The sequence below is a fragment of the Citrobacter farmeri genome (genome assembly GCF_019048065.1).
Lineage (GTDB): Bacteria > Pseudomonadota > Gammaproteobacteria > Enterobacterales > Enterobacteriaceae > Citrobacter_A > Citrobacter_A farmeri.
The window spans coordinates 4,417,632-4,437,085 of sequence record NZ_CP077291.1 but is presented as its reverse complement, the minus strand read 5'-3'; the positions used below and the strand labels follow the sequence as shown (position 1 = coordinate 4,437,085).

Below are 19,454 nucleotides of genomic sequence, written 5' to 3'. Positions count from 1 at the left end.
CTCTTGCGGGCGACAGTTACTCACTGTCGCCGTGTTTAAATCGTAACAGGTCGCGGCGTTCTTTTTTGTCCGGTCGCCTGTCCGGGTGCGGCATGGTCAGGGCATTCAGCTTACGTGCCAGCGCCATTTTTTCGCGTTTTGCTACGCTTTCCACCGTCTCTTCATACAGAGTGACGGCTTCGCTGGCCGGGCGACGCTGCTCGGTGATTGCTTTGATCACCACCGTTCGCTCGTCATTGCCCTGACGCAGCGTTAGCGTAGCGTTCAGTTCAACGATCTTGCTCGGCTTACTGCGCTGTCCGTTGTAGTGAACTTTCCCGCCGTCCACCATTTCGCGAGCCAGTGCGCGGGTTTTATAAAACCGCGCGGCCCACAGCCATTTATCCAGCCTGACCTCAACAGAGGGCTTCTCTTTCATGGCGTCTCCTTCACATCAGTGAGGGGATCAGTCGGCGGTAGTCATTCAGTGACGGATGGCGCGCATACTGTTTTTCCGCAACGCCAGAGTCGGGGTTAGTCACGCCGAGGCAATAGCGAATACCAAACTTCGCGGCAGCATCGAGAATGGGTTCGCTATCGTCGATAAACAGCGTTTTCTCTGCACTCATTCCCGTCTCTTCCGCCACGGCGCGCCATAACCGCTGATCCTCTTTGGGATATCCAAATGTGTGGGTAGAAAGTAATAAATCAAGGTGTGAGGCCAGTCCGGTATGCTCCAGCTTCACGGCCAGATTATGTGGATGCGCGTTAGTCAGCAAAATCCGCCGTTTACCGCAGGCCTTTAGCGCATTTAAAAAGGGAACCGTATCATCACGCAACACGGCACGAGGCCCCATTGCAGTAGTCATTGCGCAGATATCCAGGCCCAGACGGTCGCTCCAGTAATCAAGACAGTACCAGTTTAGCGTATGCTGCACGGCATGATATTCCTGACGGATGCGCTCCTGCGCTTCCTGCGGCGTGATCCCATTCTGTGCCCCATAGGTTTCAGGCACCAGTTTTTGCCAGAAGTAGTTATCAAACGCCAGGTCGAGCAGCGTGCCGTCCATGTCTAACAGAACGGTATCCACATTCTGCCAGGCAATATCAATATGCATGGGAACTCTCCAGAATAAAACGCGATGCGGCACAGGGTAGCATACCCGGTACCGCAGACATGTTATCAGATGAGGCTTTCCGGAGAGCTGATGAGCTTCGGATTCAGGCAGCTTTCATAATACTGCTGAATCTCCATCAGACGGGTGCGATGGCGCTGATAGCGGCGGAATGCCTGTACGCCATTATAGAGTGTGCAGGCCAGCATCGTCAGCATCAACAGCGTAGTACCGAGATAACGCCACAAACCGGAACGATCGGGAATGCGATGCAGACCAATATGCTGCGTGCCATTGGCGTCCGTATAAATATTGGTGACAATCCCTTCGGCGCTAAACGGCGTGTTCATCAGCATTTGCGCCAGTCGCTGGAAGGCACTCCACTGCTCATGCGCTGGATAGTCATACAACGATACGGACGGCCAGGGTTGATCGACAAGATCGCTGCCCTCATCGCTGACAATCAGGAATCCGCCAGGGGCGGGGCTGTTCAACGACTGGGCGGCGCGAGCCGTTTCTCGGGTAATAAAGGGCGCGGTAGACGTGGTGACCAAATTGTCGAGTGATTCTGCGCTGACAGGGCGCAGCAGAACGTTAACGCCGTCCAGTTTGCCTGCGTTGGCACGTTTCACCAACGCGCTCCAGTCTTTGCTGTTCCCCAGGTTGACCAGCGCATTTTTGAGGCGCACGCATTCATCTTCAGCCGCACACAAATCAGCAGTTTTCAGAACAATATCGCCAAAGTCATCTAACAACACCATGCCAGACTTCTGAATGGCGGAGCGCAAGGCGGCGCTGACGCGGGAGTCATCTTCCGCCTTTGGATGCAACTGACGGTTAACGGCCTGCGAGAGCGCGGTGGCTTTGTTCACCAGGTCGGACTCCGGCAACGGCAGCGCAGGGGCGTCATTCCAGATGATTTGCGAGCAGTCAAACGGCATAAACGGTGAGCTGGCTTGCGCGTTCCAGGTGCCCTGCGCATGAATATTACACATACCAGTGCCGCGAAGGTTCAGCGTGTCGCCGACGCGCACGCCTGATTGCTCGAGCTGTTTTACGCTGGTTGCTTCGATGGTTTGCGCGCCCTTCATCCACGACAACGTGAACTTAATCGGCATATCGAGTGGGATCCAGACCAGCAACATGATCAGTACCAGCAGTGAACCACCAGCGATAATCGAGCTGCGCACCCAGTGTTGTAGCGGGAAGTTTTTCACCTCGTCATGCAGGGATAAAAACCGCCCCTGACGCACGACGTGGCGATCGAGATAAATATCAATATCCGTTTGCTGACCGAGATCCTGCGCAATGTAAGGTTGCCAGTGTGTGGGATACACCAGGTCGATAATCCCCAGCGAGATATTGTTTATCTGCTCCTGGTCGTTTTCGCCAAACAATCCCCAGCGGCGTGGCGTTCCACGCAGGCAGTGAATCTCACGCAGCGCCGTTTTTGATGGTGGAGCGAATAACCCCCACAATCCTGCTACCAGTAACAGTACGGCCCCGCCCACCATCCACGGTACAAAAACGTCCGGCGTCACCAGACAGAAAAAGAACAACAGGAAGGCGGCGACTATCAGCAACGCTTCGCGAAAACCGGCCGGGCGGCTGAGCGCATACTCTTCATGCGTCTCCTGACGAATATTCAGCAGTTCAATCTGCTCGCTCTCTTCACCGCGAATCGATGCCTGTGTGGACGTAGGGGGTTGCAGCGCATAGCCGCGCGCCTCCTGCATATATTCTTGCAGGGAGTGGCCATTCAGCGAGATCACCAGCGGCAGCGTGTCGGTGTGAATGAGTTCAACGCTGTTTTCATCGTTAATGTACTGTTCCCAGAAGGGCGGCAGATGCACTTCAACGGAATCGAGGTAGTAGCGCCACTTATTCGGATCGTCGGTGGTGATACCGTAGCGGGTGATCGAGTGGGTCAGAATAATGACGCTATTGCTTTCAGCATTCAGCGTCAGGGAAACAGGGGCCGCGCTGGCACCCGTCGGACCGGGTACCTGCTGGATTTGGCTCAGGCTATCAAGATAATTTTCGACGGCGCTGCGTTCTTCAGGCGTGAGCTTACGCGTCGCCGCTTCTGAGAACGCGTTCGTCCACGGCAGTTTACGCCGCCTGGCCCGGACGTTAAGTCGCCACCAGACCAGCAATGAGCAGGCCAGCAACGCCGCTAAAAAAATCAGAATGGTGCTCATGCTTTCCCCATCTTACTTAATCTGTCAGGCGTGGTCAGTCGCACCCTGTCACAATAAACGTGATTCCGTGGTTGGCTATCGGCAAGCATGGAGTTGAACTTGAGCATTTTCGAGCGCATCCCAGTGAGTGCTGATGATAGCAAAATCTGCAAAAACGGAATATCAGCAAATTCCTGGACCTATTTCAACCTATTGACTTTTAATTTGAAACAGGAATTATATTTTTATTAGGTTACATAAATGTAAATAACTGGCGATTCACATTGCCGAAACCGTGTGGCGTATCGCACAATAACAACAGATTTCACGGCATAGATTCTCACGATGAGCAAATCATTACAAAAACCCACCATTCTGAACGTCGAAACTGTCGCACAGTCGCGGCTATTTAGCGTTGAAAGCGTGGATCTCGAATTCAGCAACGGCGTGCGCCGCGTCTACGAACGGATGCGTCCCTCAACCCGTGAAGCGGTAATGATTGTCCCAATCGTAGACGATCATCTGATTCTGATTCGTGAATACGCAGTGGGGACAGAGTCCTATGAGTTGGGTTTTTCTAAAGGGTTGATCGACGCTGGCGAAAGCGTATTTGAAGCGGCGAACCGGGAACTGAAAGAGGAGGTCGGCTTTGGGGCGAACGATCTGACCTTTTTGAAAAAACTCAGCATGGCGCCGTCTTACTTTTCCAGCAAGATGAACATTGTGGTGGCGGAAGACCTTTATCCTGAGTCGCTGGAAGGTGATGAACCAGAGCCACTGCCGCAGGTGCGCTGGCCGCTGGCGCATCTGATGGATCTGCTGGAAGATCCCGATTTCACCGAAGCGCGAAACGTGAGCGCATTGTTCCTTGTGCGCGAGTGGTTGAAAGGGCAGGGGCGGTTGTAGGGCAAATAGCGGCGTAGGCCGGATAAGGCGTAGCCGCCATCCGGCGATAATACCAGCAGTAAAAAAGGCGCCGCAGCGCCTTTTTTATTTAGAACAGCTCGTGAGTCTCACCACCGTCAATGATAGTCGTCCCCACCTCATGCACCGCCTGCTGTGTCGGCTGTGTGCCTTCGATGAAATATTCTGCACGGCTGTTACCGCCGTTCGCCAATTGCCCGGTGCTGCGATCGATATTGACCGTGACAATACCCGGCGGCGGTGTCAACGGTTCTTCTGGAACCCCTTCCAGTACCGCTTTCATGTAGGCATCCCACGCGGGTTGCGCACTCTTCGCGCCGCCTTCGTAGCCGGAGATCTGATCCTTGATCGCTCCAGAGGCGGTGGTGCGTCCCAGGTCACGACGGTGGTCGTCAAACCCAATCCACACGGAAGTGACCACACCCGGACCGTAGCCGGAGAACCAGGCGTCTTTCGAGCTGTTGGTCGTCCCGGTTTTACCGCCGATATCGTGCCGATTCAGATCGCGGCCCGCGCGCCAACCGGTGCCCATCCAACCGGGTTCGCCAAAGATGTTGGTGTTCAACGCACTCTTAATCAGGAAGGCCAACGGCGTGTTGATGACATGCGGCGCATACTCTTGCGCTCCGGTCTGCGCCACTAACGCCTGATTTGCCTGCTCCAGTTTGGGCATTGGCACGGCGGCGTTTTGCTGTTCACCAGAGATGGCGACATCTTCCACGTTGCTGTTTTCTAGCACGTTGGATTTCTGTGTATCACCGTAAATCACCGGGATATCACATTCCGGACAGGCAATCTTCGGCTTCGCTTCGAAAATCACGCCGTTCTGGTCCGTTTCAATCTTACTGATGAAATACGGATCGACCAGGAAGCCACCGTTCGACATCACCGCATAACCGCGCGCCACCTGCAGCGGGGTAAAGGAGGCGGAGCCCAGCGCCAGGGATTCGGTATGCACAATGTTTTGTGCCGGGAAACCGAAACGTTGCAGATATTCCGCCGCGTAGTCCACGCCCATTGCTCGCATGGCGCGTACCATCACCACATTTTTCGATTCACCCAGCCCCTGACGTAAGCGAATCGGCCCTGCGTACTGTGGGGGGGAATTCTTCGGACGCCAGTCAGAACCGGCACCGGCATCCCAGCGGGAAATTGGCACATCGTTCAGCATACTCGCCAGCGTCAGACCTTTATCCATCGCGGCGGTGTAGAGGAACGGCTTGATGTTAGAACCGACCTGACGCAGTGCCTGGGTGGCACGGTTGAACTTGCTCTGGTTAAAGTCAAAGCCACCAACCAGCGCCAGCACGGCCCCGTTTTTCGGATTGATAGAGACCAGCGCGGAGTTCACATCCGGGACCTGCGCCAGCCACCAGGCTTCGCCCATCTTCCGCACCCAGATCTGCTGACCGGTCTGCACTGTGTCAGTCACTTTACGCGGCGTCGGGCCTTGTTGAGTATCCGAACGATAGGGACGCGCCCAACGAATACCATCCATTCGCAGAGAAACCGAGGTGCCATCGGCCAGAAGCGCCGTCGCTTCCTGCGGGTTTGCGCTGGTGATCACCGCTGGCAACAGCGGCCCATAAGTGGGCAGCGCTTTCAGCGTATCGGTGATTTTCTTACTGTCCCACGCGGTTTCACCCACTTTCCACAACACGTTGGCCGGGCCGCGATAGCCATGGCGCATGTCATAGTCCAGCACGTTATTGCGTACCGCCTGTTGCGCGGCCTGCTGTACCTTGCGGGTAATGGTGGTGTAAATGCGATAACCGTCTTCATAGGCGTTTTCGCCGTAACGGCTGTACATCTCCTGACGCACCATTTCTGACAGATACGGGGCGGAGAAGGCGATTTCAGGCGCATGATAGTTGGCGTCGATAGGCTCATTACGCGCCTGATCGTACTGCGCCTGGGTGATGTACCCTTCGCTCAGCATACGCGAAAGCACCACGTTGCGGCGTGCGGTCGCGCGGTCCATTGAATAGAGCGGGTTGAAGGTGGAGGGCGCTTTCGGCAGACCGGCAATCACCGCGATCTCACCAAGATCAAGCTGGTCGACGGACTTACCGAAATAGACCTGGGCCGCCGCGCCGACGCCATAGGCGCGGTAACCGAGATAGATCTTATTCAGATAGAGCTCGAGGATCTCATCTTTGCTCAGCAGTTGCTCAATGCGGATCGCCAGGAACACTTCCTTAATCTTACGCATCAGCGTGCGTTCGGGGCTGAGGAAGAAGTTTCTCGCAAGCTGCTGCGTGATGGTGCTCGCCCCTTGAGAGGCGTGACCAGAGAACAGCGCAACGCTGGCCGCACGGAAGATCCCCACCGGGTCAACGCCGTGGTGCTCGTAGAAGCGACTGTCTTCTGTAGCAATAAAGGCTTTGACCATTTCCGGCGGGATCTGGTTGAGCGTGACAGGAATACGACGTTTCTCACCATATTGCGCGATGAGCTCGCCATCTGCGCTGTAAACCTGCATCGGGATCTGCAAACGCACATCTTTAAGCGTCGCGACGTCAGGTAACTGTGGCTCAATATAGCGATAGAGGCCATAAATCGAGCCTGCTCCCAGCAGGATGCAACATACTGCAAGGATCAATAAATACTTTACGAACTTCACCGGAGATTTCCCATTTAGTTTCATTTGGGCAGTTTATAAACAACCGCGCGGTAGTATAAAGGCAAGCCAGACGCATTGATATACCCGTGAGAGTGACGGGTGATAAGGAGATCATCAGCAATGGCTTTCAGATTCTGGCAAGTCGGCCTGCATATTCAACCACATGAAGCCCTGGCGGTTGCCGTCGTTCGCGGCGCGTCGGGCTGGTATCTACAGCGCTGGTGGCGTTTGCCGCTGGTGCAACACACAATCAATGACGGACATTTCCACGACACCGAACCGCTTGTGGCGGTGTTACAACCGTGGAGCCGAGAGCTGCCGCAGCGCCACCATATTCACCTCTCTTTTCCCGCGAGTCGGACGCGGCAAAAACGCTTTCCCCGTCCCTCAATGTCACTTCGCGAGCGCGAACAAACCGCCTGGCTGACAGGGGCGATGGCGCGTGAACTGGACATGGAATCGGCTGCGCTGCGATTTGATTATAGTGAAGATGCGCTCGCCCCGGCCTATACGGTCACCGCCGCTCAGGACAAAGAGATTTCAGGTCTGTTAACGCTGGCGAAAACACTCGGCGTGAACGTCACGGCAATCACGCCGGATGCTTGCGCATTGCAGCGCCTGCTGCCTTTTCTTTCGCCGGAGCAGGTCTGCCTGGCGTGGCGCGATGACACGCAGTGGTTGTGGGCAACGCGCAATGCCTGGGGACGAAAATCGCTGACAGAAATAACCCATATTCATGACCTGGCCGCTGCGCTTTCCCTCGGAACCGAAGAGCTGGCGTTCTGTGCAAAAGAGGGTTTTGATCCCTGGCAGGCGGTTTCAATCCGTCAGCCGCCCATGCCTGTAGAAGGTCATGCTTTCGCCGTTGCGCTGGGACTGGCGCTGGGGGGAATGTGCTGATGCAATTCCCTGTTAATTTTTTGCCCTGGCGACAGCAGCGGCGTAACGCGTGTGTGCGTTTCTGGAGTGGGATGTTCAGCGCATCAGCAGTGATTGTGCTGGCGTTAACGCTGAGCGGATACGCTGTCGACAGCATGAGCGGGCGGGTGAATGGGGTTTTGCTGCGCGCGGAGCAACAACTCGCAGCGGCACTGGCGACAGAAAAGCCCCGGCTTGAGGCGCGCCAACGTCAGGCGCAGCAGGCCATTCAACGAGAAAGATCACGGGAGCAGACCCGCCGCTGGCAGGCGGCACTGGAAAACCTTGCATTAAGATTACCCGCGCAGGCCTGGCTGACCAGTATGAACTACCAGCAGAGCACGCTTGAACTCAACGGAAAAACGCTCACCTTTTCTGCGCTCAGCGCACTGGAAACCGCCCTGCGCGACTCGCCGCTGTTTGAGATAAACCATACCGGCGCCACCATGCGGGATGCGCAGGGATACTGGCAGTTTCAGTACCGGCTGAAATGGAGAGAAGCGCATGATCGTCTTCTTTGACATCTGGTGTGCCTTTTCGTCGCGCACCCGCGTTGTCTGCTGGGTAAGTTGGGTAGCAACCCTAAGCGTGTTCGCAACGTTTTTTCTGCTCTTTTCAGGAATAGGGAGCGGTGAAGCGCTTCACCTGCAACGGGCGGCGAACCGCCAGATTAAGCCAACGTTGTATCACCTCTCTGGCGCACTGACAGAGTCGCAGGTTTCATTGACATCGCAAACGCCGCCGTTTTCTCCGCTCTCAATTCAGGTGCCAAATGTGCAGTTGCTGCACTGGCAACCGTTGGCGCAGGGAGGAGAACTCGCGGTGAAGGCCCCGTGGGAGGCGATGGTGTCGTTATTTGGTTATCTGGCGACGCGGGGGATGGCGGTGAGCGGATTCTCGCTGGAAGCGGAAAACGACGAGCGGGTGCTGACGCTCACTCTGGAGCCTCTTCATGAAGGGTAGAGACGGGCTGCTGGTGGCTTTTTCATTGCTGATACTGACCGGCATGCGCGATCCATTCCGCCAGCCAGAAGATCGTTGTCATGGTGCAGAACTGGCCCAATGGCGGTATCAGGGGATGGTGAGCCGGGGTGAGCGAAATATTGGCTTGTTGCAGGACGGGCAGCACCGATGGCGGCGTGTCGAACAACATGAGGTTCTGGATAACGGCTGGACGATTGTGCAACTCACAGCCCTGACGCTAACCGTGCGTACTGGTAAAGAGTGTGAGCCGCATCAGTGGCAGTGGCAAAGACAAGGAGAGGTTAATGAAGCAATGGATTCTGGTGGTGTTGGTAGCCGTCCTGCAGCCGGTTCAGGCCGGAAAAACCCAGAACGTGACGCTGGTAGTGGATGACGTTCCCGTCACGCAGGTACTTCAGGCGCTGGCTGAACAGGAACGGAAAAATCTTGTGGTAGCGCCGGACGTCAGCGGCGTGGTGTCGCTTCATCTGACGAATGTTCCGTGGAAACTGGCGCTCCAGACGGTGGTGAAGAGTGCCGGACTGGTGTTACGTCAGGAAGGGGCGATTTTGCATGTACATTCCGAGAGCTGGCAGAGAGAAGAGGCGGCTCGGCAGGAGGCGGAAATTGCACGACGCCAGGCGAATTTACCGCTGGAGAGCCGGCACATTGCCCTGCATTACGCTGATGCCGCTGAGCTGGTGAAAGCGGGGGACAAACTGTTGAGCGCCAAAGGCAGTCTCACAGTAGATAAGCGTACTAACCGGCTGCTGGTCAGGGACAACCCTCCGACGCTGGCGCTGGTGGAGCAGTGGGTGGCGCAAATGGACCTCCCGATAGAACAGGTTGAGCTGGCGGCGCATATCGTGACTATTAATGAAAAAAGCCTGCGTGAGCTGGGGGTGAAATGGACTCTGGCTGAGGCAGAGAAGGCGGGGGCGGTGGGGCAAGTGACGACGATAGCCAGCGATCTCTCGGTTGCAAATGCCACCACCCGCATCGGGTTTAATATTGGTCGGATTAGTGGTCGACTGCTGGATCTGGAACTGTCCGCGCTGGAACAACAGCAGCAGCTCGACATTATTGCGAGTCCGCGTCTGCTGGCTTCCCATCTGCAGCCTGCCAGTATCAAGCAGGGGAGTGAGATCCCCTATCAGGTTTCGAGCGGCGAAAGTGGGGCGACGTCGGTTGAATTTAAAGAGGCCGTGCTTGGGATGGAGGTAACACCCACGGTCTTACCGAAAGGGCGGATTCGCCTGAAGTTGCGCATCAGCCAGAACATGCCGGGGCAGGTTCTGCAACAGGCAGATGGTGAGGTGCTGGCCATCGATAAGCAGGAAATTGAAACGCAGGTCGAGGTGAAAAGCGGAGAGACGCTGGCGCTGGGCGGCATTTTTTCAAACAAGAATAAAACCGGTAAAGACGGTATTCCGCTGTTAGGTGATATCCCCTGGTTTGGACAACTTTTTCGCCATGACGGGAAAGAAAATGAGCGTCGCGAGCTGGTGGTATTTATTACGCCCAGATTGGTCTCGACAGAATGATTTATGCATGAAACACCGTTGTTTTTGCACTTAACTCGTTTCAGGGGTTTGACGTACGCAGCTATTTAGCATACAAGGAGTACCGATTTGAGAGTCGGTACTTCTCATCGCCGTCCGGCAATGCCGACTCGGGTTGTCTACAATCTGGTTTGATGATTTATTCAGTTGCCAAACCTGCTTGAGTATTGAGATAATTTTCAGTCTGACTCTCGCAATATCTTATGAGGTTTCAGTTCATGTCCTGCTGCGCTCAGTGTCTGCGACGCGGGTTTATCATTAACGAATAGTCTTAGTAGTACCGAAAAAATGGCAGAGAAACGCAATATCTTTCTGGTTGGGCCTATGGGTGCCGGAAAAAGCACTATTGGGCGCCAGTTAGCTCAACAACTCAATATGGAATTTTACGATTCTGATCAAGAGATTGAGAAACGAACCGGAGCTGATGTGGGCTGGGTCTTCGACGTAGAAGGTGAAGACGGCTTCCGCGATCGTGAAGAGAAAGTCATCAACGAATTGACGGAAAAACAGGGTATTGTGCTGGCTACCGGCGGTGGCTCTGTAAAATCGCGTGAAACCCGTAATCGTCTTTCCGCGCGTGGCGTCGTGGTATATCTCGAAACGACCATCGAAAAACAACTTGCGCGTACGCAGCGCGATAAAAAACGTCCGCTGTTGCAGGTAGAAGCGCCGCCTCGTGAAGTTCTGGAGGCGTTGGCCGACGAACGCAATCCGCTGTATGAAGAGATTGCTGACGTAACCATTCGTACCGATGATCAGAGCGCCAAAGTCGTTGCAAACCAGATTATTCATATGCTGGAAAGCAACTGATTCTGGCTTAATACACACTCGGTAAGCGGGTATAAGTCATTAAGGTGGATGTCGCGTCATGGAGAGGATTACCGTCACTCTCGGGGAACGTAGTTACCCTATCACCATCGCGGCTGGTTTGTTTAACGAACCAGCTTCATTCTTACCGCTGAAATCGGGCGATCAGGTTATGTTGGTCACCAACGAAACCCTGGCCCCCCTTTATCTTGATAAGATTCGCAGCGTACTTGAACAAGCGGGTGTGAACGTTGATAGCGTCATCCTGCCTGACGGCGAGCAGTACAAGAGCCTGACGGTACTGGATACGGTGTTCACCGCTTTGTTGCAAAAACCGCATGGTCGCGATACGACCCTGGTCGCACTTGGCGGCGGTGTCATTGGCGATCTGACCGGTTTTGCCGCGGCCAGCTATCAGCGCGGTGTTCGCTTCATCCAGGTCCCGACGACGCTTCTGTCGCAGGTTGACTCCTCCGTTGGCGGTAAAACCGCTGTAAACCATCCCCTCGGCAAAAACATGATCGGTGCGTTTTACCAGCCGGCCTCCGTGGTGGTGGATCTTGACTGTCTGAAAACGCTGCCTGCTCGCGAACTGGCGTCCGGTCTGGCAGAAGTGATCAAGTACGGCATTATTCTTGATGGCGAATTCTTTAGCTGGCTGGAAGAGAATCTGGATGCGCTGTTGCGTCTGGACGGGACGGCAATGGCCTGGTGTATTCGTCGTTGTTGTGAGCTGAAAGCCGAAGTTGTTGCCGCAGACGAGCGCGAAACCGGCTTACGTGCTTTACTGAATCTTGGGCATACGTACGGTCATGCCATTGAAGCTGAAATGGGATATGGCAATTGGTTACATGGTGAAGCGGTCGCAGCGGGTATGGTAATGGCTGCGCGCACGTCGGAACGTCTGGGGCAGTTTGCGCCAGACGATACGCAGCGCATCATCACGTTACTCAAACGTGCCGGCTTGCCGGTTCATGGACCGCGCGAGATGTCAGCGCAGGCTTACCTGCCGCACATGTTGCGTGATAAAAAAGTGTTGGCGGGAGAAATGCGCTTAGTCCTTCCGCTGGCAATAGGGAAAAGTGAAGTACGCGGCGGAGTGTCGCACGAGGTAGTTCTTAACGCTATCGCTGATTGCCAGCAGGCGTAACAACAAGAAAGGTCGGACTGATACGGCTTACGTATCGGCCATTTAGATTCAGGTTAGTTGCAACGTCGTAAGCATTAGCCTTTGAGTGGGGTGTTAAATGGATGAATTCAAACCAGAAGACGAGCTGAAACCCGATCCCAGCGATCGTCGTACTGGTCGTTCTCGTCAATCTTCAGAACGCGGCGAACCGCAGATCAACTTTGATGATGTTGATCTGGATGCTGACGATCGCCGTCCTGCGCGCGGGCGTAAAGAACGCCTTGATGAGCAAGAGAGGGAAGAGGATTACGATTCCAATGATGAAGAGCTCGTGGATGAAGAACGCGTAGAGCGTCGTCCGCGCAAGCGTAAAAAAGCCGCCGGTAAACCTGCTTCCCGTCAGTACATGATGATGGGCGTGGGCGTGCTGGTTCTGCTGCTGCTGATCATCGGTATTGGCTCTGCGCTGAAAGCGCCTTCCACCCCGTCTTCAGACGCGCAAACGGCGTCTGGCGAGAAGAGTATCGATCTCTCCGGTAATGCTGCTGACCAGGCAAACGGTGCCCAACCGGCTCCGGGAAGTACCTCTGCTGAACAGACAGCGGGCAACACGCCGCAGGATGTTTCTCTGCCACCAATTTCCTCCACGCCGACGCAGGGACAAACGCCAGCGACCGCAGAAGGTCAGCAGCGTGTAGAAGTGCAGGGCGATCTGAATAATGCGTTGACGCAACCGCAGGGCCAGGAACAGGTGAGCAATGTGGTGGCGAACTCCACGCTGCCGACAGAACCGGCGACCGTTGCACCCGTGCGTAATGGTAATACGTCGAGCCAGACGGCTGCTGCACCTGGCAGCGAGCGCCCGACCACCACGCGTCCGGAACGTAAGCAGGTTGTGATTGAGCCGAAGAAACCGCAGACAACCGCGAAAGCGACGCCAGCGGAGTCAAAGCCGACGGCCCAGCCTAAACGCACTGAACCCGTAGCCACCGCAGCGCCGAAGACGACGACCAACGCCGCACCGGTACAGACGGCAGCGCCAGCACAAACGGCAGCACCTGCTCAGACAGCGCCAGCGGTAAGTAGCGCAGCGGCTGGCAAAAGCACCGGTAACGTCGGGTCGCTGAAGTCCGCACCGTCCAGCCATTACACCCTGCAGCTCAGCAGCTCTTCTAACTACGACAATCTGAACGGTTGGGCGAAGAAAGAGAATCTGAAAAACTATGTGGTGTATCAGACGACGCGTAACGGTCAACCGTGGTATGTTCTGGTGTCTGGCGTGTACGCCTCGAAAGAAGATGCGAAACGCGCGGTTTCCACGCTGCCAGCCGATGTGCAGGCAAAAAATCCGTGGGCCAAACCGCTGCATCAGGTACAGGCCGATCTGAAATAATGTTAAAGCGCAGGATGCTGTCGGAGCTTTCTCCACAGCCGGAGAAGGTGTAATTAGTTAGTCAGCATGAAAAAAAATCGCGCTTTTCTGAAGTGGGCAGGGGGAAAATATCCCCTGCTCGACGACATCAAACGGCATTTACCGCAGGGTGAATGCCTGGTTGAACCCTTTGTGGGTGCAGGGTCGGTGTTTCTTAACACCGACTTTTCTCGTTATATTCTTGCCGATATCAACAGCGATCTCATCAGTCTCTATAAGATCGTGAAGACCCGTACCGATGAATACGTGAAGGCTTCCCGTGAACTGTTTAGCCCAGAGACCAATCAGGCTGAGGTTTACTACCAGTTCCGTGAAGAGTTCAATGCCAGCCAGGAGCCTTTCCGTCGTGCGGTCCTGTTCCTGTATCTGAACCGATATGGTTACAACGGCCTGTGCCGGTATAATCTGCGCGGCGAGTTTAACGTGCCGTTTGGACGTTACAAAAAGCCTTACTTCCCGGAAGCTGAGTTGTATCACTTTGCGGAAAAAGCGCAGAATGCGGAATTCCACTGCCTCTCATATGATGAGTGCATGGAGCAAGCGGATGCGAACTCGGTTGTCTATTGCGATCCGCCCTACGCCCCGCTGTCAGCGACGGCGAATTTCACCGCATATCATACCAACAGCTTCAGCCCGAAAGAGCAGGCCCATCTGGCGAAGATGGCCGAAAAGCTGGTCAGTAAGCAGATCCCGGTGTTAATTTCGAATCATGACACGCCCGATACCCGCGAATGGTACAAAGCGGCGGAACATTTTCAGGTCAAAGTGCGGCGCAGTATAAGCAGCAACGGCGGCACACGTAAAAAGGTGGACGAACTGCTGGCTCTGTACAAACCAGGAGTCGCAACGCCTGTGAATAAATAATTCTCAAGGAGAAGCGGATGAAACAGTATTTGATTGCCCCCTCAATCCTGTCGGCTGATTTTGCTCGCCTGGGTGAGGACACCGCGAAAGCTCTGGCTGCCGGTGGTGACGTCGTGCATTTTGACGTCATGGACAACCACTATGTACCGAATCTGACCATGGGTCCGATGGTACTGAAATCCCTGCGTAAATACGGTATTACGGCCCCCATCGATGTGCATCTGATGGTGAAACCGGTGGACCGAATCATCCCGGATTTCGCTGCCGCAGGCGCCAGCATCATTACCTTTCACCCGGAAGCCTCCGAACATGTTGACCGCTCGCTACAACTGATCAAAGAGCATGGCTGTAAAGCTGGACTGGTCTTCAACCCGGCGACACCGCTGAGCTATCTGGACTATGTGATGGACAAGCTGGATGTGATCCTGCTGATGTCCGTTAACCCGGGCTTTGGCGGCCAGTCCTTCATTCCGCAAACGCTGGACAAACTGCGGGAAGTCCGTCGTCGCATTGACGAGTCGGGCCATGACATTCGCCTCGAAGTGGATGGTGGTGTGAAGGCGAGCAATATTGCTGAAATCGCCGCCGCAGGGGCTGACATGTTTGTCGCCGGTTCCGCCGTTTTCGATCAGCCAGACTACAAGAAAGTCATTGATGAGATGCGCAGCGAACTGGCAAAGGTAAGTCATGGATAAATTGCAGGATATTCGAGGCGTCGCCTTTGACCTCGACGGTACGCTGGTGGACAGCGCGCCGGGATTGAGTACCGCAGTGGACATGGCGCTGTACGCGCTGGAACTGCCGGTTGCCGGTGAAGAGCGCGTTATTACCTGGATTGGCAACGGTGCTGATGTATTGATGGAGCGTGCGTTAACCTGGTCTCGTCAGGAACGCGCCACATTGCGTAAGACGATGGGCAAATCACCGGTCGATGAGGATATTCCCGCCGAGGAGCAGGTGCGTATTCTGCGTAAGCTGTTTAACCGTTACTATGGGGATGTCGCTGAAGAGGGGACGTTCCTGTTCCCTGATGTCGCCGATACGCTGGGCGCGCTGCACGCCAAAGGGCTGCCGCTCGGCCTGGTGACCAACAAGCCGACGCCGTTTGTTGCGCCATTGCTCGACGCGCTGGATATCAGTAAATACTTCAGCGTGGTCATTGGCGGTGACGATGTCCAGAACAAAAAACCCCATCCGGATCCGCTGCTGCTGGTGGCAAGTAAGCTCGGCATTGCGCCAGAGCAATTGCTCTTCGTTGGGGATTCGCGTAATGATATTCAGGCGGCAAAAGCCGCTGGCTGCCCGTCCGTTGGCCTCACCTATGGCTACAACTACGGTGAACCGATCGCGCTGAGCCAGCCAGACGTCATCTACGACCGCATTAGTGAACTACTGCCCGCTCTCGGGCTTCCGCATAGCGAAAATCAGGAATCGAAAAATGACTAAGCCCATCGTTTTTAGTGGCGCACAGCCCTCAGGTGAATTGACCATTGGCAACTATATGGGTGCACTGCGTCAGTGGGTGAACATGCAGGATGACTACCATTGCATCTATTGCATCGTTGACCAGCATGCCATCACCGTTCGTCAGGATGCCCAGCAACTGCGTAAAGCGACGCTGGATACGCTGGCGCTCTACCTTGCGTGCGGTATCGATCCTGAAAAAAGCACCATTTTCGTTCAGTCCCACGTGCCTGAACATGCGCAACTGAGTTGGGCGCTGAACTGCTACACCTACTTTGGTGAACTGAGCCGTATGACTCAGTTCAAAGATAAGTCAGCGCGTTACGCTGAGAACATTAACGCCGGCCTGTTTGATTATCCGGTACTGATGGCGGCAGATATTCTGCTGTATCAGACCAACCTGGTGCCGGTGGGTGAAGACCAGAAACAACATCTGGAACTCAGCCGCGATATCGCCCAGCGTTTCAACGCGCTGTATGGTGAGATCTTTAAAGTTCCTGAACCGTTTATTCCTAAATCAGGTGCCCGCGTGATGTCTCTGCTGGAGCCGACGAAAAAGATGTCCAAGTCGGACGACAATCGCAATAACGTGATTGGTCTGCTGGAAGATCCGAAATCGGTGGTGAAAAAACTTAAACGAGCCATGACTGACTCGGAAGAGCCGCCGGTTGTGCGTTATGACGTTAAAGAGAAACCCGGTGTGTCCAACCTGCTGGATATTCTCTCTGCTGTGACCGGCAAGAGCATTCCTGAGCTGGAACAGAGCTTCGAAGGCAAAATGTACGGTCATCTGAAAGGCGAAGTTGCCGACGCGGTTTCCGGCATGCTGACCGAGCTGCAGGAGCGTTATCACCGTTTCCGTAACGACGAAGCCTTCCTGCAGCAGGTGATGAAAGACGGTGCGGAAAAAGCCAGTGCGCGTGCATCGGCTACGCTGAAAGCAGTCTACGAAGCGATTGGTTTTGTTGCTAAGCCGTAAGTTAGGGTAGAAACAAAAAAGAGGGCCACGGTCCTCTTTTTTATTGCGTATTAATGGCGCTGATTATCAATCGTCAGTGTCACGCGATTGGCACGGCAAAAAAGCTCAGAGGCATGAACAGGTTTGTCATTTTGATCAAAGGCTATCTTACTGATACGAAAAAGCGGTTCGCCCAGTTCACACCTGAGCCATTTCGCCTGAGCTCGTGTGGCGGCAAAGATATCGATCGTTTTTTTATCATTCACCACTCGCGTATCGAAACGCTCCTGAAATAACTGATAAGTAGAGGCCCCTTCCGTATAAAGCGTATCAAAATCAGGATAACGTGAGAGCGGGATCCAGGAGCTATCAATAAAGAGTGGTTCTTTATCGAGATACATAACGCGGCTCAGATGGAAGACATCGCTATTACCTGGAATATTGAGCTTCTCACAAAATGGCGACGCGTTAATCCGCTCTTGTTCGATAACTTTCTCTTTGGTCGGTTTGCCTTGTGAAACGCCAAAATCTGTAAACCCACTGACGGTGAGCAGCGCGTTTTCGACTTTCTGACTCTGCACAAACGTGCCTTTCCCCTGCCAGCGGATCAATACGCCGTCGGCGACCAGATCGCTGATGGCTTTTCGGATAGTGATGCGGCTGACGTTGTATTGCGTACAGAGCTCGCTTTCCGTAGGTATCTGTTGGCCCGGCTGATAGATTCCCTGCGCAATATTGTCCAGCAGTTGCTGGCGTACTGTTGCGTAGAGGAGCTGATGTGAGTAGCGATCCGTAGCTGGCATAATCGACCCTGAAAAAGAGAGTAATAGGCGGATTATAGAGTCGTTTCTTTGTAAGTAACAGGGTGTTGGCGTGAAGAGACTCACGCCAACGCCGTGGCTACCAGGCTCCGTGATACTGGATTGTTTGAGCCGCGCAGGCTGTACCTTGCTTCATCGCTTCAGGTAATGACTTGCCTGATGCCTGGGCGCAGAGAAAACCGGCGATAAAAGAGTCGCCAGCGCCCATCGTATCGACAACCGTGACCGGGTCCGGCATTTGGCGCCAGAACTGCCTGCCATCCCAGGCGATACTGCCGTTTTCCCCGAGCGTAACGATCACCGCACCAGCGCCTTGCCCCACAATTGTTTTCATACGCAGGCAAAGTGCGTCATCCTCAACCAGAGCGGAGGCAAAAACAAAGTCGAGATGCGGTGGGAGCGTTTGCCATAGGGGGCTATCCCACTTGTCGGAAAAGTCGAATGCCGTTATCTTCCCGTCGGCATACAGGCGAGGAAATGCGTCTTCAGCATGCCCCCAGATAGCCGAGTGGATGATGTCGTAATCGCCAAGCCAGCGATAATCCTCTTCGCTGAGCGCAAAGTTGGCCATTACCCCTTCGGTGTAGTCACCAAACACCCGATCGCTCCCGTTCAGTGTGACCTGCGTTTGCGCGGTCAGGCCTGGCTTTGTGTGTACATGGCTAATATCGATTCCCTTGCGGGCCAGATCGTGCCTGAGCGTATGACCGTAGTCGTCTTCGCCAACCCAGGTGACGCAGCCGGGTTGCATGCCGTAGCGCGTGGCGTAAACGGCGACATTGACTGCGTTGCCGCCAGAGAAAGCCTTATTCAACTGCGGGTAAATATCTACACAGTTATCCCCAATGGTCGCCAGTTTTTTCATTATACGTCCTCCGGTAACAATGCTCGAAAGCGCTCCAGCGCCTGGCGTGCATAAAGCCGTGGCTCGTTCATGTACATGGTCACCAGCTCAATGGTGCAATAACCGTCATAGCCCCTGTCGATGATATCTCGCATCAGCTCACGCAACGGCATCTTGCCATCGCCGGGAATGTAGTGGGTATCACTCGCTCCGTCACTGTCGACAATGTGCAGATGACGCAATTTCTCGCCCAGTTTGTCGAAATAGCTCATCACCGGTTCGGCCTGAACGTAAGGCGCACAGATGTCGATCATACTGAACAGCCGCGGTGAGGGAACCAGTGCCAGCGTTCGCAGAACATCATTGGCATTACAGACCACGTTCGATTCATATGGGGTAAGAGGCTCCAGAATTAAATCCATCCCGATGTTTTCGGCGTACTCACAAAGCTCACTCAGATTTTCAGCAAGACGCGCCCAGATGTCGTTCGGCGTAGCGAGGTAGCCTGCATGCGCCGCAGAGATAAGCGTATAGCCCGCGTTCATCTCCTTTGCCATGTCCATTGCCAGTTTAATCATGTCCAGGCTTTCCCGGCGCATGCGCTCGTCGCCAATCATCATGTTATATGGGTAACCGTTGGTTTCTGGCGTATAGCCGATGATGGGCAGTTGATATGTTTCGGCGAGCGCTTTGATTTGGCGAATACCGCCAGCTTTTAGATCGGGTGCAAAGGCATGAGGACGACCTCCCCACAGTTCAATGCCATCGTAACCAAGTTCGCGTGCATCCCGAAATGCGTGCTCAACGGGCAGCCGCTGGTGGCCGCAGGTAAACATACCTGTTTTCATCATATTGCTCCTTGGGAAACCCG

20 protein-coding genes are annotated in these 19,454 nt (G+C 54.6%); 13 read left to right on the top strand and 7 right to left on the bottom strand.

What is annotated here, in order from left to right:
* Positions 1 to 16: 16 nt before the first annotated feature.
* From hslR to igaA, 3 genes are all read right to left on the bottom strand, one after another.
* Positions 17 to 418, bottom strand: a complete 402-nt coding sequence (gene hslR / locus I6L53_RS21025) for a ribosome-associated heat shock protein Hsp15 (protein ID WP_042322890.1) — start codon at positions 416 to 418, stop codon at positions 17 to 19.
* Between the two features lie 10 nt (positions 419 to 428).
* Positions 429 to 1,097, bottom strand: coding sequence for a GMP/IMP nucleotidase (gene yrfG, locus I6L53_RS21020; RefSeq protein WP_042322888.1), 669 nt, complete (start codon positions 1,095 to 1,097; stop codon positions 429 to 431).
* Positions 1,098 to 1,162: 65 nt separating this feature from the next.
* Positions 1,163 to 3,295 (bottom strand): intracellular growth attenuator protein IgaA, encoded by a 2,133-nt coding sequence (gene igaA, locus I6L53_RS21015; RefSeq protein WP_042322886.1) that lies wholly within the window; start codon positions 3,293 to 3,295, stop codon positions 1,163 to 1,165.
* A 324-nt stretch (positions 3,296 to 3,619) separates the two neighbouring features.
* On the opposite strand from igaA, the gene nudE reads away from it, so the two are divergent.
* Positions 3,620 to 4,180, top strand: a complete 561-nt coding sequence (nudE, locus tag I6L53_RS21010; protein WP_042322884.1) for an ADP compounds hydrolase NudE — start codon at positions 3,620 to 3,622, stop codon at positions 4,178 to 4,180.
* Between the two features lie 88 nt (positions 4,181 to 4,268).
* Here the strand turns inward: nudE and mrcA are convergent, their stop codons facing one another.
* Positions 4,269 to 6,821, bottom strand: coding sequence for a peptidoglycan glycosyltransferase/peptidoglycan DD-transpeptidase MrcA (mrcA, locus tag I6L53_RS21005; RefSeq protein ID WP_042322882.1), 2,553 nt, complete (start codon positions 6,819 to 6,821; stop codon positions 4,269 to 4,271).
* A gap of 120 nt (positions 6,822 to 6,941) precedes the next feature.
* Here mrcA and I6L53_RS21000 point away from each other — a divergent pair, with 120 nt between their 5' ends.
* The 12 genes from I6L53_RS21000 to trpS all read left to right on the top strand — a co-directional run bounded on the left by I6L53_RS21000 (position 6,942) and on the right by trpS (position 16,939).
* The gene (locus tag I6L53_RS21000) at positions 6,942 to 7,721 is read left to right on the top strand and encodes a hypothetical protein (RefSeq protein ID WP_042322879.1); all 780 of its coding nucleotides are present in this window, start codon (positions 6,942 to 6,944) and stop codon (positions 7,719 to 7,721) included.
* Positions 7,721 to 8,260, top strand: coding sequence for a PilN domain-containing protein (locus I6L53_RS20995; RefSeq protein WP_042322955.1), 540 nt, complete (start codon positions 7,721 to 7,723; stop codon positions 8,258 to 8,260). Before I6L53_RS21000 ends, I6L53_RS20995 begins: the two co-directional genes overlap by 1 nt.
* Entirely contained in the window at positions 8,244 to 8,702 is a 459-nt protein-coding gene (locus tag I6L53_RS20990) for a HofO family protein (RefSeq protein ID WP_042322877.1), read from the top strand. The genes I6L53_RS20995 and I6L53_RS20990 overlap by 17 nt, the downstream gene beginning before the upstream one ends.
* A complete protein-coding gene (locus tag I6L53_RS20985) occupies positions 8,692 to 9,096 on the top strand; it encodes a HofP DNA utilization family protein (RefSeq protein WP_042322874.1) in 405 nt (134 codons plus the stop codon). The genes I6L53_RS20990 and I6L53_RS20985 overlap by 11 nt, the downstream gene beginning before the upstream one ends.
* Positions 9,008 to 10,246, top strand: coding sequence for a DNA uptake porin HofQ (gene hofQ, locus I6L53_RS20980; RefSeq protein WP_042322871.1), 1,239 nt, complete (start codon positions 9,008 to 9,010; stop codon positions 10,244 to 10,246). Before I6L53_RS20985 ends, hofQ begins: the two co-directional genes overlap by 89 nt.
* A 306-nt stretch (positions 10,247 to 10,552) precedes the next feature.
* Positions 10,553 to 11,074, top strand: a complete 522-nt coding sequence (gene aroK, locus I6L53_RS20975; RefSeq protein ID WP_042322869.1) for a shikimate kinase AroK — start codon at positions 10,553 to 10,555, stop codon at positions 11,072 to 11,074.
* Positions 11,075 to 11,132: 58 nt separating this feature from the next.
* Positions 11,133 to 12,221: a 3-dehydroquinate synthase gene (gene aroB, locus I6L53_RS20970; protein ID WP_042322866.1), complete on the top strand. Its 1,089-nt coding sequence runs from the start codon at positions 11,133 to 11,135 to the stop codon at positions 12,219 to 12,221.
* Positions 12,222 to 12,318: 97 nt separating this feature from the next.
* On the top strand, positions 12,319 to 13,593 hold the full coding sequence (gene damX / locus I6L53_RS20965; protein ID WP_042322864.1) for a cell division protein DamX: 1,275 nt from the start codon (positions 12,319 to 12,321) through the stop codon (positions 13,591 to 13,593).
* Between the two features lie 66 nt (positions 13,594 to 13,659).
* Complete coding sequence (gene dam / locus I6L53_RS20960) at positions 13,660 to 14,496, top strand: adenine-specific DNA-methyltransferase (RefSeq protein WP_042322862.1); 837 nt, start codon at positions 13,660 to 13,662, stop codon at positions 14,494 to 14,496.
* A 17-nt stretch (positions 14,497 to 14,513) separates the two neighbouring features.
* Positions 14,514 to 15,191 carry a ribulose-phosphate 3-epimerase gene (rpe, locus tag I6L53_RS20955; RefSeq protein ID WP_042322860.1) on the top strand — a complete coding sequence of 226 codons (678 nt, stop codon included), beginning with the start codon at positions 14,514 to 14,516 and terminating at the stop codon, positions 15,189 to 15,191.
* Complete coding sequence (gene gph / locus I6L53_RS20950; protein ID WP_042322859.1) at positions 15,184 to 15,942, top strand: phosphoglycolate phosphatase; 759 nt, start codon at positions 15,184 to 15,186, stop codon at positions 15,940 to 15,942. Before rpe ends, gph begins: the two co-directional genes overlap by 8 nt.
* Positions 15,935 to 16,939 (top strand): tryptophan--tRNA ligase, encoded by a 1,005-nt coding sequence (trpS, locus tag I6L53_RS20945; protein WP_042322857.1) that lies wholly within the window; start codon positions 15,935 to 15,937, stop codon positions 16,937 to 16,939. The genes gph and trpS overlap by 8 nt, the downstream gene beginning before the upstream one ends.
* A gap of 50 nt (positions 16,940 to 16,989) precedes the next feature.
* Here trpS and I6L53_RS20940 read toward each other — a convergent pair whose 3' ends face one another.
* The 3 genes from I6L53_RS20940 to frlC all read right to left on the bottom strand — a co-directional run bounded on the left by I6L53_RS20940 (position 16,990) and on the right by frlC (position 19,431).
* The gene (locus tag I6L53_RS20940; protein WP_042322855.1) at positions 16,990 to 17,721 is read right to left on the bottom strand and encodes a GntR family transcriptional regulator; all 732 of its coding nucleotides are present in this window, start codon (positions 17,719 to 17,721) and stop codon (positions 16,990 to 16,992) included.
* Between the two features lie 97 nt (positions 17,722 to 17,818).
* Positions 17,819 to 18,604 carry a fructoselysine 6-kinase gene (gene frlD / locus I6L53_RS20935; protein ID WP_042322852.1) on the bottom strand — a complete coding sequence of 262 codons (786 nt, stop codon included), beginning with the start codon at positions 18,602 to 18,604 and terminating at the stop codon, positions 17,819 to 17,821.
* Positions 18,604 to 19,431: a fructoselysine 3-epimerase gene (gene frlC, locus I6L53_RS20930; protein ID WP_042322850.1), complete on the bottom strand. Its 828-nt coding sequence runs from the start codon at positions 19,429 to 19,431 to the stop codon at positions 18,604 to 18,606. The genes frlD and frlC overlap by 1 nt, the downstream gene beginning before the upstream one ends.
* Positions 19,432 to 19,454 lie beyond the last annotated feature (23 nt).

What these genes read in the sequence shown, in the direction of transcription:
- trpS (WP_042322857.1), top strand. Translation starts at nt 15,935, where the DNA reads ATGACTAAGCCCATCGTTTTTAGTGGCGCACAGCCCTCAGGTGAATTG.
- I6L53_RS20985 (WP_042322874.1), top strand. Translation starts at nt 8,692, where the DNA reads ATGAAGGGTAGAGACGGGCTGCTGGTGGCTTTTTCATTGCTGATACTG.
- I6L53_RS21000 (WP_042322879.1), top strand. Translation starts at nt 6,942, where the DNA reads ATGGCTTTCAGATTCTGGCAAGTCGGCCTGCATATTCAACCACATGAA.
- rpe (WP_042322860.1), top strand. Translation starts at nt 14,514, where the DNA reads ATGAAACAGTATTTGATTGCCCCCTCAATCCTGTCGGCTGATTTTGCT.
- igaA (WP_042322886.1), bottom strand. Translation starts at nt 3,295, where the DNA reads ATGAGCACCATTCTGATTTTTTTAGCGGCGTTGCTGGCCTGCTCATTG.
- I6L53_RS20990 (WP_042322877.1), top strand. Translation starts at nt 8,244, where the DNA reads ATGATCGTCTTCTTTGACATCTGGTGTGCCTTTTCGTCGCGCACCCGC.
- yrfG (WP_042322888.1), bottom strand. Translation starts at nt 1,097, where the DNA reads ATGCATATTGATATTGCCTGGCAGAATGTGGATACCGTTCTGTTAGAC.
- aroB (WP_042322866.1), top strand. Translation starts at nt 11,133, where the DNA reads ATGGAGAGGATTACCGTCACTCTCGGGGAACGTAGTTACCCTATCACC.
- I6L53_RS20995 (WP_042322955.1), top strand. Translation starts at nt 7,721, where the DNA reads ATGCAATTCCCTGTTAATTTTTTGCCCTGGCGACAGCAGCGGCGTAAC.
- dam (WP_042322862.1), top strand. Translation starts at nt 13,660, where the DNA reads ATGAAAAAAAATCGCGCTTTTCTGAAGTGGGCAGGGGGAAAATATCCC.
- I6L53_RS20940 (WP_042322855.1), bottom strand. Translation starts at nt 17,721, where the DNA reads ATGCCAGCTACGGATCGCTACTCACATCAGCTCCTCTACGCAACAGTA.
- hslR (WP_042322890.1), bottom strand. Translation starts at nt 418, where the DNA reads ATGAAAGAGAAGCCCTCTGTTGAGGTCAGGCTGGATAAATGGCTGTGG.
- frlD (WP_042322852.1), bottom strand. Translation starts at nt 18,604, where the DNA reads ATGAAAAAACTGGCGACCATTGGGGATAACTGTGTAGATATTTACCCG.
- hofQ (WP_042322871.1), top strand. Translation starts at nt 9,008, where the DNA reads ATGAAGCAATGGATTCTGGTGGTGTTGGTAGCCGTCCTGCAGCCGGTT.
- gph (WP_042322859.1), top strand. Translation starts at nt 15,184, where the DNA reads ATGGATAAATTGCAGGATATTCGAGGCGTCGCCTTTGACCTCGACGGT.
- frlC (WP_042322850.1), bottom strand. Translation starts at nt 19,431, where the DNA reads ATGAAAACAGGTATGTTTACCTGCGGCCACCAGCGGCTGCCCGTTGAG.
- nudE (WP_042322884.1), top strand. Translation starts at nt 3,620, where the DNA reads ATGAGCAAATCATTACAAAAACCCACCATTCTGAACGTCGAAACTGTC.
- aroK (WP_042322869.1), top strand. Translation starts at nt 10,553, where the DNA reads ATGGCAGAGAAACGCAATATCTTTCTGGTTGGGCCTATGGGTGCCGGA.
- damX (WP_042322864.1), top strand. Translation starts at nt 12,319, where the DNA reads ATGGATGAATTCAAACCAGAAGACGAGCTGAAACCCGATCCCAGCGAT.